This window comes from Pseudenhygromyxa sp. WMMC2535 (assembly GCF_011083025.2).
Map to the genome: position 1 here is coordinate 7,258,413 of NZ_JABJWV010000001.1, position 14,325 is coordinate 7,272,737.

At 70.9% G+C, this 14,325-nt stretch carries 9 protein-coding genes; 7 read left to right on the forward strand and 2 right to left on the reverse strand.

What is annotated here, in order from left to right:
* Positions 1 to 55 precede the first annotated feature (55 nt).
* Both G6O69_RS28210 and G6O69_RS28215 read left to right on the forward strand, forming a co-directional pair.
* Positions 56 to 622, forward strand: a complete 567-nt coding sequence (locus tag G6O69_RS28210) for an HAD hydrolase family protein (RefSeq protein ID WP_172306579.1) — start codon at positions 56 to 58, stop codon at positions 620 to 622.
* A gap of 2 nt (positions 623 to 624) precedes the next feature.
* Complete coding sequence (locus tag G6O69_RS28215; RefSeq protein WP_217909927.1) at positions 625 to 1,773, forward strand: anhydro-N-acetylmuramic acid kinase; 1,149 nt, start codon at positions 625 to 627, stop codon at positions 1,771 to 1,773.
* Here G6O69_RS28215 and G6O69_RS28220 read toward each other — a convergent pair.
* Positions 1,749 to 2,141 (reverse strand): hypothetical protein, encoded by a 393-nt coding sequence (locus G6O69_RS28220; RefSeq protein WP_172306581.1) that lies wholly within the window; start codon positions 2,139 to 2,141, stop codon positions 1,749 to 1,751. The genes G6O69_RS28215 and G6O69_RS28220 overlap by 25 nt on opposite strands.
* Before the next feature lie 86 nt (positions 2,142 to 2,227).
* Complete coding sequence (locus G6O69_RS28225) at positions 2,228 to 3,139, reverse strand: hypothetical protein (RefSeq protein WP_172306582.1); 912 nt, start codon at positions 3,137 to 3,139, stop codon at positions 2,228 to 2,230.
* 197 nt (positions 3,140 to 3,336) lie between these two features.
* Between G6O69_RS28225 and lepA the strand changes: the two genes are divergently transcribed.
* From lepA to fabD, 5 genes are all read left to right on the forward strand, one after another.
* On the forward strand, positions 3,337 to 5,178 hold the full coding sequence (lepA, locus tag G6O69_RS28230; RefSeq protein WP_172306583.1) for a translation elongation factor 4: 1,842 nt from the start codon (positions 3,337 to 3,339) through the stop codon (positions 5,176 to 5,178).
* 18 nt (positions 5,179 to 5,196) lie between these two features.
* A complete protein-coding gene (gene lepB, locus G6O69_RS39460) occupies positions 5,197 to 7,680 on the forward strand; it encodes a signal peptidase I (RefSeq protein WP_172306584.1) in 2,484 nt (827 codons plus the stop codon).
* 12 nt (positions 7,681 to 7,692) lie between these two features.
* The gene (locus tag G6O69_RS28240) at positions 7,693 to 9,282 is read left to right on the forward strand and encodes a trypsin-like peptidase domain-containing protein (protein WP_172306585.1); all 1,590 of its coding nucleotides are present in this window, start codon (positions 7,693 to 7,695) and stop codon (positions 9,280 to 9,282) included.
* Positions 9,283 to 9,511: 229 nt separating this feature from the next.
* The gene (locus G6O69_RS28245) at positions 9,512 to 11,500 is read left to right on the forward strand and encodes a methyl-accepting chemotaxis protein (RefSeq protein ID WP_172306586.1); all 1,989 of its coding nucleotides are present in this window, start codon (positions 9,512 to 9,514) and stop codon (positions 11,498 to 11,500) included.
* Between the two features lie 480 nt (positions 11,501 to 11,980).
* Positions 11,981 to 14,317 carry an ACP S-malonyltransferase gene (fabD, locus tag G6O69_RS28250; protein WP_172306587.1) on the forward strand — a complete coding sequence of 779 codons (2,337 nt, stop codon included), beginning with the start codon at positions 11,981 to 11,983 and terminating at the stop codon, positions 14,315 to 14,317.
* Positions 14,318 to 14,325 lie beyond the last annotated feature (8 nt).

The following is a 14,325-nucleotide window of genomic DNA, read 5'->3' on the forward strand; positions in this document are numbered from 1 at the left end:
CCACAAATTCGCCCAGGGCTGTCGGCCTGTTGCAGGGTGAGGGAGACGCGCCGCCATGCTCTCGCCCGACACTGATCCGGTCTCCGAAGCTCTCGAGTCGCGCCTCGCCGACGTCGAGCTGCTCACCTTCGACATCGACGGCACCTTGACCGACGCGACGACCTGGTGGGCCGGCGAGGGCGTCGGCTGGGTTCAGCGTTACAGCGTGCGCGACGGCGAGGCCATCTTGCGCATGGCTCGAGCGGGGCTGAAGGTCGTCCCGCTGTCGCGCAACAAGACCACAGCCGCGCGGGTGCGGATGGAGCACCTGCGCTGCGCGACCGACTGGCTCGGCGTCAGCGACAAGATCGCGGCGCTCGAGGAGATCCGTGCGCGCCACGGTGGCGTCGAGGCGGGGAGGGTGCTGCACATCGGCGACGGCATCGACGACGCGCCGGTGTTCGAGGCGGTTGGCGTGGGGGTGGCGGTCGCCGACGCGCACCCGGGTGCCCGCGAGGCCGCGGCCTGGGTGTTGGCGGCCCGCGGCGGCGAGCGTGTGATGGAGGTCCTCGAATTCGGGCTCCGCCGCGCGCAAAATCGAGTCCTGATGGGCACGACGGGGATCAGCGAGGTGAAGGCGTGAGCGTGGCGCGGCAGCTCGCCGTCGGGATCATGAGCGGGACCTCGGGCGATGGCGTCGACGCGCTCTTGCTCGAGCTCGAGTCGCTCCACGAGCGCCACACCCCGCGGGTCGTCGACCACGCCCACGTGCCCTTCGAGCCCGAGCTCCAGGCGGAGCTCACCGATCCGACCAAGCTCAGGGTGCCGCGGCTGTCGGAGCTCCACGCCGAGCTCCCCCGGCGCTACGCCGAGGCCGTCCGCCGCCTCGACGGCTGGCGCCACGCCAAGGTGATCGGGATGCACGGCCAGACCGTGTGGCACGGCCCGCCCTCGGCCCGCGGGAGCCTCGGTCACGCCACGCCCAACACCTTGCAGATCGGCAGCAGCAGCGTGCTCGCCGAGGCCCTGGGCAAGCCGGTGGTCGGGGACATGCGCGCCGCCGACATGGTCTTTGGCGGGGAGGGGGCGCCGATCGTGCCCTTCGCCCACTGGTTCTTCACGCCGGCGAGCGAGTCCGGGCGCCTGGTCGTCAACATCGGGGGCATCGCCAACGTCACCCACGTGACCGAGTCCCTCGCCGACGTCGTCGGCTACGACATCGGCCCGGGCATGATGATCGCCGACTACCTGGCCCGGCAGATCAGCTCTGGGGATCTCGAGTACGACCGCGACGGCCTGCTCAGCCGCGGGGGCAGGGCGGACGCCGGCGTGGTCGACCACGTGTTCGCCCACCCCTTCTTCGCCAAGCCGCCGCCGCGCTCCACGGGGCGCGAGGACTTTGGCCACGGCTACACCACGCGCTTGCTCGAGCGCTTCACCGACATCGACGAGCGCGACCTCCTGACCTCGGTGATCGCCGTGACCGCGCGGATGATCGCCCAGACGGCCCACGCGGATCTCGAGGGCGTGCGCTCGCTGCTGCTGACCGGCGGCGGGGCCCTCAACCCGACCCTGCGCCGGCTGGTTGGCGAGTACTGCTCGCTGCCCGTGCAGACCGCCGATCAGGGGGTGTTCGCCGCCTCGCACCACGAGCCCGCCGCGATCGCGCTGATCGCCGCGCGGACCATGGCGGGCCTCGAGAGCTCGCTGCCCAAGGTCACGGGCGCCTCACAGGCGGCCGTGCTCGGGCACGTGGCCTTCCCGACGGGCTACTCGCTCTCGAGCGGCGAGTAGACCGTGTAGAGCTCGACCTCGGTGAGCGCGACCAGCCGGTGCTCGCGCTCGGGGCTGATCTGGACCGGCGCCGCGGGCAGGAGCTCGACGCGATCGATCTCGGCGTTGTCGGCCTCGACGACCTCGAGCACGGCGCGGCCGCCGGTCAGCATCACGGTCATGTCGCTGCGCCCGCGGGTGGAGATCAGCACCTTCTCGCCGGCGCGCACGCGCAGGACCTTGCAGGTGTAGCGGGCGCCCTCGGCCCACACGAACTCGCCACCAAAGGAGCGCGCCTCGAAGGGCGCCGCGAAGTCGTCCTGGTCGTCGTGCTCGTCCTCTTCGGAGGCTGCCAGCTCGGGCTCGGCTTCGGGCTCGTCCTTGCTCATGCCGGGCTGACTCTAACAGATATGCGCGGCGTCCATGGGTCGAGTCGTGGGTCGACCCTCTCCGGGGTGGGTCGGCCCCCTCGGGCCTACTTGGACTCGCCCGCGCCGGCCGACTTTGGCTTCTTGGCCGCGGGCTTGGGCTTCTTGGCCGCGGGCTTGGGCTTTTGGGCCGCGCCCGCGCCCTCGGTGTCGCCGCCCTCTTCCGAGCCCTCGGCGCCCTCGCCAGCCGCGTCTTCGTCGACGTAGGCGTCCTCTTCGGCCGCCTCGCTGGCCTCGGGCGCGCGGCGAGCCTGGGCGGCCAGCCGCGCGCGGCGGGCCGCGTCGTGATCCCAGCTGTCGACCTTGCCGTCGCCGTTGACGTCGTAGCCGATGCGGTCGATCTGCTTGCCGAGGTAGTAGGTGAACATGTCCGCGCGGCCGTCGGCGTCGCGGTCGGTCTCGACGCGGATCAGCCGGCCCTCGTCGTAGATCCGCCACGAGTCGGCGAAGCCGTCCTGGTTGAGGTCGAGCTCGTCGCGGGCGAGCTTGCCCTCTTTGTAGTAGCGGCCCATGTCGATGCGGCCGTCGAAGTCCTGGTCGTACTGCTCGCGCTCGACGCTCCCGTCGGCGGCGTAGTAGACGAAGGCGTCGAGCTTGCCGTCGAAGTTGAGGTCGGCCTGCTTGCAGCTCAGCGAGCCCTCGGCGGTGAACAAGGTGATCAGATCGGCGTAGCCGTCCTGATTGGTGTCGACCTGGTTCTCGCGCTTGCCGGCGCGATCGCAGCGCTCGCCGTTGACGCTGAGATACTCGAGATCGCGAGCGTTGCGGTTGCGGCCGCGGACCCCGGGGCCGTCCCCCTCGGGATCGTCGGCGTCCTTGGCCTCTCCCTCGGCGAGGGCGTCTTCGCTCGACTCGTCGGGGGCGTCGGCGTCGCCTTTCTTGCCGCGGTTCTTGCAGCCCGGCGAGAGCACCAGGGCCAACCCGAGGAGGGCGGGGGCGTAGCGAGGAGATGCGAGCACCGTCGTCGAAGGGTAGGCCGGCGCCGGAAGTCCGGCAAGGGCGCGGGGGCCCGGTCCGCGCGGTGATTTCACCCCTCGAGGGGATGGTGAAGGCTCCGCGGGGGCGTGGCCATGAAGCCGCCGCGCGCCGCCTGCGCTAGAGCTCCGGGCGGTCGATGGCGCCAAGCCGATGTGGTAGACCGCCGCGCAGCTACGCCATGAGCGCCCCTGTTCAATCCGCCGGCGAGACCGGCACGATCCCGCCCCGGGAACACATCCGCAGCTTCTGCATCATCGCGCACATCGATCACGGCAAGAGCACGCTCGCCGACCGGCTGATGGAGCACACCGGCCTGCTCGGCGAGCGCGACAAGGCCGCGCAGTACCTCGATCGCATGGACATCGAGCGCGAGCGGGGCATCACCATCAAGGCCCAGGCCGTGCGCATGCGCTACCAGGCCGACGACGGCCGCGAGTACCAGCTCGACCTGATCGACACCCCCGGGCACGTCGACTTCAACTACGAGGTCTCGCGCTCGCTGGCGGCCTGTGACGGGGCCCTGCTGGTCGTCGACGCGGCCCAGGGTGTCGAGGCCCAGACCCTCGCCAACGTCTACCTGGCCCTCGACGCCGACCTCGAGATCATCCCGGTGATCAACAAGATCGACCTGCCGAGCGCCGACATCGAGGCCGCCAAGGAGCAGATCGAGGAGATGGTCGGCCTCGACGCCAGCCAGGCGATCTGCGTGAGCGCCAAGACGGGGGTGGGCATCGACGAGCTGCTCGAGGCCATCGTCACCTACCTGCCGCCGCCTCGCCTGGACCCCAAGGGGCCCCTGCGCGCGCTGATCATCGACTCGTGGTGGGACACCTACCGCGGGGTCATCTCCTTGGTCCGGGTGATGTCGGGGACCTTGCTGCCCAAGCAAGAGGTGCGCTTCGTGGCCACCAACAAGCGCTACGACGTCCTCGAGGTCGGGGTGTTCTCCCCCGAGCCGCTCAAGCTCGACAAGCTCGAGGCCGGCGAGGTCGGGTTCATGATCTGCAACGTCAAGGAGGTCGTCGACTCCAAGGTCGGTGACACCGTGGTCCTCGCCGAGGACCGCGACGCCGAGGCGCTGCCGGGCTTCAAGGAGGTCCAGCAGATGGTCTTCGCGGGCGTGTTCCCCACGGACAGCGCCCAGTACGCCGACCTCCGCGACGCCCTGGGCAAGCTGACCCTCAACGACGCCAGCGTGACCTGGGAGCCCGAGACCTCCGAGGCCCTGGGCTTCGGCTTTCGCCTGGGCTTCCTGGGCCTGCTGCACATGGAGATCATCCAGGAGCGGCTCGAGCGCGAGTACAACCTCGACCTGATCACCACGGCCCCGAGCGTGAAGTATCGGGTCACCGACAAGACCGGCGAGGTCGCGATCATCGACAACCCGGCGCACTTCGCCGACGCCGGCGACATCGAGATGATCGAGGAGCCGATGATCCTCGGGCGCATCCAGCTGCCCGAGGAGCACCTCGGCCCGGTCATGAAGCTCTGCCAGGAGCGCCGCGGCATCCAGCGCGACCTGTCCTATATGACCACCTCGCGGGTGCAGCTGACCTACGAGCTGCCCCTGGCCGAGGTCGTGTTCGGCTTCTACGACCAGCTCAAGTCGATCTCGCGCGGCTACGCCAGCCTCGACTACGAGCACGGCGAGTACCGCCGCGCCGACCTCGTCCGCCTCGACCTGCTGGTCAACGGCGAGAAGGTCGACGCGCTCTCGCTGATCACCCACCGGGACAAGGCCTTCAACCGCGGCCGCGACCTGTGTGTGAAGATGAAAGAGGAGATCCCGCGCCAGCAGTTCGAGGTCGCCATCCAGGCGGCCGTGGGCTCGCGGATCATCGCTCGGACCACGGTCAAGGCCCTGCGCAAGAACGTGCTCGCCAAGTGCTACGGCGGCGACGCCAGCCGCAAACGCAAGCTGCTCGAGAAACAAAAGAAGGGCAAGAAGCGTCTCAAGGCCGTCGGCAACGTCGAGATCCCGCAGGGTGCTTTTCATGCCATCCTGAAGCTGGACAGCTGAGTCCCCACCCCTAGGTCCATGCCCGATCGAACCAGCTCCGACGAGAGCGGCGCCGCCGACCCCAAGCAAGGGCCGACGCCCGCGGGTAGCCGGGCCCGCGCCAACCGCAAGCGCCCCACGGCCAGCCACGCCCAGCAGGGGGACGAGGCCCAGCCCACCCGCTCGGCCGGGCACGTGCGCTCCGCCGCGCGCATGCTCGTGCGCGAGGCCGACAAGATCCTCCACCGCCACCGGGCGCGGATCCCCGAGGCGGTGGTCAGCGAGATCGAGCAGACGGTGGCCACGATCCTGGCGCTGCGGGCCCAAAAGCCCAAGGAGGACCTGGTCGCGCTCGAGGTCGAGGCCGAGCACCTCGACGAGCTGCTCCACCAGCACGCCTCCTTCGCCCGCAAGAGCGCGCTGCGTGACTCGCTGGAGAACATAGCGATCGCCATCGGCGTGGCCCTGGCCGTGCGCAGCTGCGTCTACGAGCCGTTCAAGATCCCCAGCGGGAGCATGATGCCGACGCTGCGCGCCGGCGATCACATCTTCGTCAACAAGTTCCTCTACGGCGTCCAGATCCCGCTGACCTCGACGATCGTCGGCGAGGACATGATCGGCTCGATCTCCCGGGGTGAGGTCATCGTCTTTCGCTACCCCCTCGACGAGTCCGACGACTTCATCAAGCGGGTCATCGGCCTGCCCGGGGACCAGATCCGCGTCAACCTCGACCGCCGTCGCCTCGAGATCAAGCGCGCCGGCGAGGACAGCTTCGAGCTGATCGAGCGCGAGCGCCTGGCCTCGACGCGCTGCCTGGCCGAGAACTCGAACCAGCCCATCGACAACTGCACGGTCTACCGCGAGACCCTCGACGACCACGTCTACGAGGTCCGCTACCGCGACGATCAGCGGGCCATGGACGCGAGCAGCCGGATCTTCGAGGTGCCCGAGGGCCACCTGCTGGTCATGGGCGACAACCGCAACGCCTCCCACGACTCGCTGGCGTGGACCGTGACCACCGACGCCGTGAGCGCCTCGGGCCTGCTCACGCGCATCGACGTCCGCGATCTGACCGGGCAAAAGGGTCGAATCGAGACCCGCGAGGATCACAGCTACATCGACGCCAACGACGAGGCCAACGTCGACGAGCTGCGCTACCTGGCCGAGCGGCCGTCGCCGGCGCACGAGCTCGAGCTCGAGGTCTGGCGGTCCGCGCCGATCGATCTCGAGGCCACCTTCGAGTCGCTGGTCAGCCACTACGCGGCCGACGAGACGCTAGCGATGGCCGACCTGCTGCGCGAGGATCGTGGCCTGCGCGAGCACGAGCGCGAGCGCCTCGAGTCCTTTGGCGAGGACATCGGCGCGCTGCGCTATGGGCTCCACGACGCGACCTCGGAGCTGATCTTCCGCGCGCCCGAGGGCGACGCGCTGTTTCGCCTGCACTGCGGGCGCAAGCGCTGCCTGCGGCGCAGCGAGCTCGCCTCGCGGGTCGCCCGGATCCTCGAGGCCTACGAGGCCAACCCCGACTACGACGCCCGCGAGCTGCTGATCCGCGAGGCCGGGCGCCCGGACAGCTACCCCGGCCGGGGCAAGGTCCAGGAGCGCTTCTTGGACCGCCGCTTCGGCCCCGAGGGCCAGGGCGTGCACCTGCGAGCGTGGCGCAAGCCCTACGAGGGCGTGGCCGTGCTCCGCGACGCGGCGCTGGCCGAGCTCGGCGCGGGGCCGTTGGCGCCGGCGCTGGCCGAGCGCCTCGATCGTCCGGTCCGCGAGGCCGTGGCCGTCAGCGACGACGGCGGCCAGCTCGGCGAGGACGCCTGGGTGGTGCCCGGGAGCGAGGGCAAGAGCTGGACGGTGGTCGACGCCGACAGCGAACGCGAGATGGTCTCGGTGCTCGAGTGCGGCCCGCGGCGCTGCAAGTCCCAAGACGACGCCGTGCGCCTGGCCGCGCTGGTCGCCTCGCGCTACGAGATCGCGATCAAGGAGGCCGAGCGCCTGCCCGAGCTGCTGAGCTCGAGCGACCTCGGCGGGCTGCCCGAGTCCGAGGCAGCGTCGACGCCCGGGAGCTACTACTGGGATCACCTGGTGTTCGAGGGCGCCGTCCTCGACGACGGCAACTCGGTCTACCTCGACGTCGAGCGCCAGCCCGAGCAGGGCCTCCAGGCCGCCTTCGCGGCCCGCAAGCAGGCCATCGTCGACAGCGGCCTGAGCACCGAGGGGGACGAGCAGGTCGACGGCCTCGGGCCGAGCGCCTGGTACGGCCACAGCGCCAACGGCCACACCTTCTTGTTCGTGATCGCCGAGACCGAGCTGGTCGTCTCGCTGACCTGCCGGAGCACGATGTGCCCCGAGCGCGCCGACGCCCGCGAGCTCGCCGATCGTGCCTACGAGAAGGGCCTCGACCCCGAGAACTTCCTGCAAAAAGACGTCAGCCGGCCGCGCCCCTTCGTCCCGCGGGGCAACGTCAAGGGTCGCGCAGAGGTCATCTGGTGGCCGACGAGTCGGTTCTGGAAGAAGATCGAATAAGAGCCCGGCGAGATGAGCGGCGAGGGCAGCAAGCGCGAGCGCGACGCCTATCCGATCTGGGCGGCCATGGGGGCCGCCTTCGTGGGCACGCTGCTCGGTGGCGCCGCGGTGTGGCTGGGCCTCGCCGGGCGCCCGGCGAAGCCCAGCTCTGACAGCGCCGCGGGAGACCCCCTCAGCCTCGACGCGAGCGCGGACACGGACGCGGAACCAGACGCATCAGCCGGCGATCGCACCGCGGACAGGCGCGCGGGCAGGGGGGACGCGGGGGAGGGCGCCGCGCTCGAGGCCAGCGATCCTGGCGACAGCCCGCTGGTCCGCGCCATCGCGGCGACCCGCGACAGCGTGGTCAGCATCGAGTTCGCCGGCGGCGTGCGAGGGGCGGGGGTCGTCTACGACGAGCAGGGCGTGCTGCTCAGCAACTATCACGTGATCGAGCCGGTGCTCCGGGCCCAGGCGGTGCTCGGGCCCGAGGCCGCCGACGCCCAGGTCACGGCCCGCTTCGCCGACGGCCGCGCCCGCGCGGCGCGGGTGATCGCCGCCGACCCCGACGAGGACGTGGCCGTGCTCCAGCTCGAGCGTCAGCTCCGGGGCGAGCAGCCCGAGCGCTTCGCGGCGGCGTCCGTGGGCGAGTCCTCGCGCCTGCGCCTCGGCGAGCAGGTGTTCGCAATCGGCTCCCCCGTGGGCTTCGAGGCGACCGTGGCCACCGGCATCGTCTCGGCCCTCGAGCGCACCCAGGTCCTGGCCAACCGCCAGCTCCCGGTGATCCAGCTCGACGCGGCGATCAACTTTGGCAACTCCGGCGGCCCGCTCTTCAACCTCCGCGGCGAGCTTGTCGGGATCACCACGGCGCGCTCGAGCCGGGGGGAGGGCATCGGCTTCGCTATCCCCATCGATCGCATCCGCCTCTTCCTCCAGGCCCTCGAAGACGGCACCCGCGGGCGCTCGGGGATGATCGGCGTGAGCCTCGATCTGCGCGCCGAGATCGCCGAGATCATCGCGCCCCTGGGCTTTCACAGCGGCGTGCGCGTCGACGAGGTCACCCCCGGTCGCCCGGCACAGCGCGCGGGCTTGGAGCCGGGGGACGTGATCGTGGCCATCCGTGGCCGGCGCTACGACGACCTCGACGCCGATCTCGGCGGCCGCATCGACTTCGCGCGGATCTTTGGCGAGTCGATCCGCGGCCTGCTCCCGGGTGAGGTGATCGCCATCTCCGTGGTCAGGCAGGGGGAGCTCGGCCTGCCCACGCTGCACGAGCTCGAGCTCAGGGTCGAGGCCGCGAGCGTCGACGAGCAGGCGCGGATCGACGCCGAGGAGCTCCTCGGGCTTCGCCTCGAGCCGAGCGAGGAGGGCGGCGCGCCGGTGATCGCCGGGCTGGTCCCAGGTGCCCCGATCACCCGCTGGCCGGGCGTGGCGGCCCTCGAGGGCGCGACCATCGTGTCGATCCTCCAGCGCCCCGTCGCGGCCTTGCCAGCCCTCGGCGAGCAGCTGGCGCTGCTGCGCGAGTGGACCGCCAGCGGCGGCCGGCGCTCGATCGCTATCGCCTTTCGCACCGCCAAGGGCGAGCTCCTGTCGACCAGCGCTTATCCGGTCACTCGCCGCTGAGGAGGCTCGCCAGCGCGCTCGATGAGCGCCTTCGCCCGCGCCGTGGACCGTTTGCGTCCCGCGCAGCGCGGCGAGGGGGGAGACGAGCTCGCGCCGATCCGAGCGTGAGCCGAGGCGTGTGGTGGGCTAGCTGGGGCTGAACGCCCAAGAAGACCGGCATCGAGTGTAGCTTCGCTGTCATACTCGGGCTCGCGCCTCGCCGAGGCGGACTCGGGGCAGACTCCATGAGATGAAGCGGACGCAAGACAAGGATGTCTTCGCCAGGCTGGTGATGTTGGCGGGGCTCTTCGATGTCGTCGTCACGGGCTCACTGATGGTGTTTTGGCTGGGGATGCTCGAGGTGACGAGCGTCGGCGCCATGATCGCCTTGCTCCTGATTCGCGGCGTCGGTGGGCTGCTCGGGCTGTGGCGGATCGTCGCGCCCGCGCGGCGTTGGTCGGAGAAGGGCGAGGCCGCGGAAGACAGGGAGCTGCTCGCCGCAGACCTCGCCTTCCAGCACGCAGATTGGCGTTTCAGCCTGGTCTACACCTCGTCTTGGTTGCTGACGATGGGCGCGCTGCTGGCCGCTGGGCTGCTCGGTAGCGCCGCGGAGCGCCTCGGAGACGCCGAGCTGCTCACGGCGGGCTTCGTGCTCATGGGGGCGCTGATCGGCTCGCTGCTGATCCGTGACCTCGTCCGGGTGTTGTTGATCCCGCACCACCGGGAGCTGGCCGCGGCCTTGCTTCGCCGCGGCCTCGCGGTCGAGCGGCAGCGCAGCTCGGCGGGCGCGGATCAGGTCAGGATCCTGCTGACGATCGTGGTCGCGGCGTCGATGTGTCTGCTGGCGATCGGTGGCCTGATACGGGTCCGCGGACTGCGGGCGGAGGCGAGCGCGGTGACGCTCGTGCGCGTCCAGGCGGCGGCTCACGAGCTGGACGCGACGGAGATGGGGACGGGCGGGGTGGATACGGGCGAGCAGGCGCCAGTCGAGGACGTCGCGCTGCGCATCGTCGACGCCGCCCAGCTCCCCGCGCCCTTGACCCTGGCGTCGGCTCGCTTCGGCGCCGATGCCCTGCGAGGCTACGATCCTCGGGCGCAGCAGGCGATGGCCGCGGTCGAGCTCGAGGAAGGGCGCTGGCTGCTGGGTGTCGCCGAGCTCGACGAGCAGCTCGGGCTGCTGATCGCCGTGGTGCTGGTATCTTCGATCCTGGGGGCGGTCCCCGGGGCGCTGATCAGCCTGACCTCCTGGGGCGTCCAGCGCGACCTCCTCGCCGAGCTCGACGGGGCGACGCGGCGCATGGCGAGCGAAGGCGAGATCCGTGCGCTCGAGCGCCTGACCCCGCTCTACAACGACGAGTGCGGCCGCCTCGCCCAGAACTTCAACCACCTCCTCGACATGCTCGACGGCCTCGTCGAGGCCGCGACCAACGTCGCTGGCGGCGATCTGCGGGTCAGCCTCGACCACCCGGGCGAGCTCCACGACGCCTTCCGCGGCATGCTCACGCAGCTGAGCGAGGCCGTCGTCCAGATCCGCGAGACGGCCATCGACCTGGCGACGGCCGCCAGCGAGATTCACGCGGCGACTCAGGAGCAGGAGGTCGTTGGCGAGCGCCAGTCCCAAAACGTGATCGCCGTGGGCGAGACCATGTCCTCGCTGGCGGTCGCGGCCGAGGACATCCTGCGCGAGGCCGCCGAGGTCCAGACCAACGCCGACACGGCCTTCGATGCGATGGACGCCGTCGTCGGGCGGATCGGGGCGCTGGGCCGGCACACCGCCGGGATTGGCGAGCTCCTCGGGGTCATCCACGAGATCGCCGATCGCAGCGACCTGCTCGCCCTCAACGGCGCCCTCGAGGCGACCCGCGCGGGGGAGGCCGGGCGTGGCTTCGCGCTCGTGGCTGCCGAGATGCGCCGCCTCGCCGAGCGGGTCACGGGGATCTTGGGAGACGTCCGCGCGCGCGTCGGCGAGATCGAGACCTCGAGCGCGGGCACCATCGAGGGCACGCAGCGCAGCCGAGCCCTGGCCGAGGGGACGGCCGCCGCGGCGCGGCACATCTCCCAGGTGATCGAGCAGCAGAGCGCGGCGACGGAGCAGGCGGCTCGCTCGATCCACGAGGTGGCGATGTCGGTGACGACCACGGCGACCTCGAGCACGCAGATCCGCGCGACGGCGGCGGGGTTGGCCGAGCAGGCGCATCGCCTCGAGCAGCTCACCCACCGCTTCGATCTCGAGAGCTGATCGCCGCGCAGGCTGGCGAGGCCTCGACGCGCGACCTCGAGGATCTCTCGGGTCAGGCTTGGGGCTCGCCCAACAGCGCCGCCGGGATCGCAACGTGCGCGGAAGCGGGGAGAGCGAATCACCACACTTCCATTTGATAGGTGAGCATGGTGTCAGGATTCGAAATGAACAGTTTGGCGCTTGATGCGCGCGTCATTTTAATCGTTTTTGACTGGTGAGTCTGCTCAAGAAGATCGTTCCTGGGCCACTGAAATTAGTGCAACGACGCTGCTGCCAGTGGTTCATCATGAAGATCAGAAATCTTCGTTAGATACCTGGACCCCGCGAACAATGGGGGAGTGCGAGGCGATAGACCGGCTTTGAGCCGGGGCCCGGTGCTCCTGCCCGTCGGCCGAGGCCGACGAACGAGGGCTGCGCTCAGAGCGCCAGGGAGCCTGTGCGGGGCTGTTTTGCGCCGCGCTCACGGACGAGATCGAGGCAATGGCAACTATCATATTTCCTGGTCAGGGGTCGCAATTTCGCGGCATGGGTGTCGATCTGTTTTCACGACACCCCGAGCGCGTCCGCGAGGCGGAGGAGGTCCTCGGCTACTCCCTGCATGCCCTCGTCGACGGCCCCGATCTCGATCGCACGGCCTTCACCCAGCCGGCGCTCTTCGTGGTCAACGCCCTGCGCACGATGGAGTGGCGCGACGTCAGGCCGGCGCCGCGCTTCGCCGCGGGGCACAGCCTGGGCGAGTACAACGCCCTGTACGCGGCCGGGGTGTTCGACTTCGAGGTCGGGGTGTGGCTGGTCGCCGAGCGTGGCCGGCTGATGGCGCGGGCGGGCGCGGGCAAGATGGCCGCCGTGCTCGGCTGGTCGGCCACGCAGGTGCGCGCGGCGCTGGCTGAGCTGGGCGCCGACGAGGTCGACCTCGCCAACGACAATTCGCCCACGCAGCAGGTCATCTCGGGCCCTGGCGAGGCGATCGAGCGGGCCGCGGAGGGCCTCACCCGCATGGGCGCGAAGGTGATCGAGCTGCGCGTACGTTCGCCCTTTCACTCGCGGCACATGCGAGGCGCGAGCGAGGCCTTCGCCCAGACCCTGGCGCGGGTCGACTTTCATCCGCCGCGCTTCCCGGTGATCTCGAACGTCGAGGCGCGGCCGCACGAGCACGGCCGCGTCGCCGAGCTGCTCGCGGCGCAGATCGCCGCCCCGGTCCGCTGGACCGAGTCCGTGCGCTACATGCTCGAGCAGGGAGAGGACGCGTTCGAGGAGCTCGGCGAGCGGCAGATTTTGACCAAGATGATCGCCGAGATCCGCAGCGCGAGGCCGCAGCGCGAGGGCGTCGCGGCGGCCCCGGGGGAGGGGGATCGGGGGCAGGAGCGGGCCTGGGAGCGCTCGGCCGAGGTCGCGCCCGCGCCCGCCCTGGCCCTCGCGCCCGATCAGCTCGGCAGCGCTCAGTTCCGCGCCCGCCACGGCCTGCGCTTCGCCTACGCGGCCGGGGCCATGTACAAGGGCATCGCCTCCAAGGCGCTGGTCATCCGCCTGGCCCGCGCGGGCATGATGGCCTTCCTGGGGACCGGGGGCATGTCCCTCGAGGCGGTCGCGGACGACCTCGAGGCGATCCGCGCGGCGCTCGGGCCAGGCTGTCGCTGCTGGGGCGCGAACTTGCTGGCCTCGGTCGAGCGCCCGGAGCACGAGGCGCGCACGGTCGACCTCTTCTTGCGCGCAGGCGTCGATCTGATCGAGGCCGCCGCCTTCATGCGCATGAGCCCGGCGCTGGTCCGCTACCGGGTCAGCGGGCTGCGGGCGCGCGGCGACGGTGGCGTCGAGATCGGGAACCGTGTGGTCGCCAAGATCTCGCGACCCGAGGTCGCGCGCGCCTTCTTGTCGCCCCCGCCCGCGGCCCTCGTCGACGCCCTCGTCGCCGCCGGGTCGATCACCCCCGCCCAGGCCCAGCTCGCCGCGCGGGTGCCCATGGCCGACGATCTGTGCGTCGAGGCCGACTCCGGCGGACACACGGATCAGGGGGTCGCGGGGGTGCTCTTGCCACGCATGCTCCGGCTGCGCGACGAGCTACGGGCCGAGCACGGCTACGCCACGCAGGTCGGCGTTGGTCTGGCCGGCGGGATCGGGACGCCCGAGGCCGCCGCGGCCGCCTTCATCATGGGGGCCGACTTCATCGTCACGGGCTCGATCAACCAGTGCACGGTCGAGGCCGGGACCAGCGACGCGGTCAAGGACATCCTCGAGACCATCGACGTCCAGGACGTGACCTGCGCCCCCTCTGGCGACATGTTCGAGCTCGGGGCCAAGGTCCAGGTCGTCCGCAAGGGCACGCTCTTTCCGGCCCGCGCCAACCGGCTCTACTCGCTCTACCAGCACTACGAGTCGGTGAACGAGCTATCTTCGGCGCAGCTGCGCCAGCTCGAGGACAAGTACTTCGGGCGCAGCATCGACGAGGTCTGGGCCGAGACCGCGCGCTACTACGGGCGCGTCGACCCCGAGGTGCTCGCTCGCGCCGAGCGATCGGCCAAGAAGCGCATGGCGCTGATCTTCCGCTGGTACTTCGTGCACAGCACTCGCCTGGCGCTGAGCGGGGATCCGAGCAAGCGCCGCGACTATCAGATCCACTGCGGCCCAGCCCTGGGTGCGTGCAACCGCTGGCTGGCCGGGACCGCTCTGGCGCCCTGGCGGGCGCGGCGGGTCGACGCCCTGGCGAGCTTGCTGCTGGAAGAGACCGCGGCCTTGCTCCGCCAGCGCCTCGGCTGGCTGCTCGCCGCCAACAGTCAGCTGCTCGCCGCGCAGCCGGTCCGCGCGGCCGCGCTCGGCTGAGAGAGAGC

Excerpts from the sequence above, each read along its gene's own strand:
- G6O69_RS28210 (WP_172306579.1), top strand. The coding sequence starts at position 56 with ATGCTCTCGCCCGACACTGATCCGGTCTCCGAAGCTCTCGAGTCGCGC.
- G6O69_RS28220 (WP_172306581.1), bottom strand. The coding sequence starts at position 2,141 with ATGAGCAAGGACGAGCCCGAAGCCGAGCCCGAGCTGGCAGCCTCCGAA.
- lepA (WP_172306583.1), top strand. The coding sequence starts at position 3,337 with ATGAGCGCCCCTGTTCAATCCGCCGGCGAGACCGGCACGATCCCGCCC.
- lepB (WP_172306584.1), top strand. The coding sequence starts at position 5,197 with ATGCCCGATCGAACCAGCTCCGACGAGAGCGGCGCCGCCGACCCCAAG.
- G6O69_RS28240 (WP_172306585.1), top strand. The coding sequence starts at position 7,693 with ATGAGCGGCGAGGGCAGCAAGCGCGAGCGCGACGCCTATCCGATCTGG.
- G6O69_RS28245 (WP_172306586.1), top strand. The coding sequence starts at position 9,512 with ATGAAGCGGACGCAAGACAAGGATGTCTTCGCCAGGCTGGTGATGTTG.
- fabD (WP_172306587.1), top strand. The coding sequence starts at position 11,981 with ATGGCAACTATCATATTTCCTGGTCAGGGGTCGCAATTTCGCGGCATG.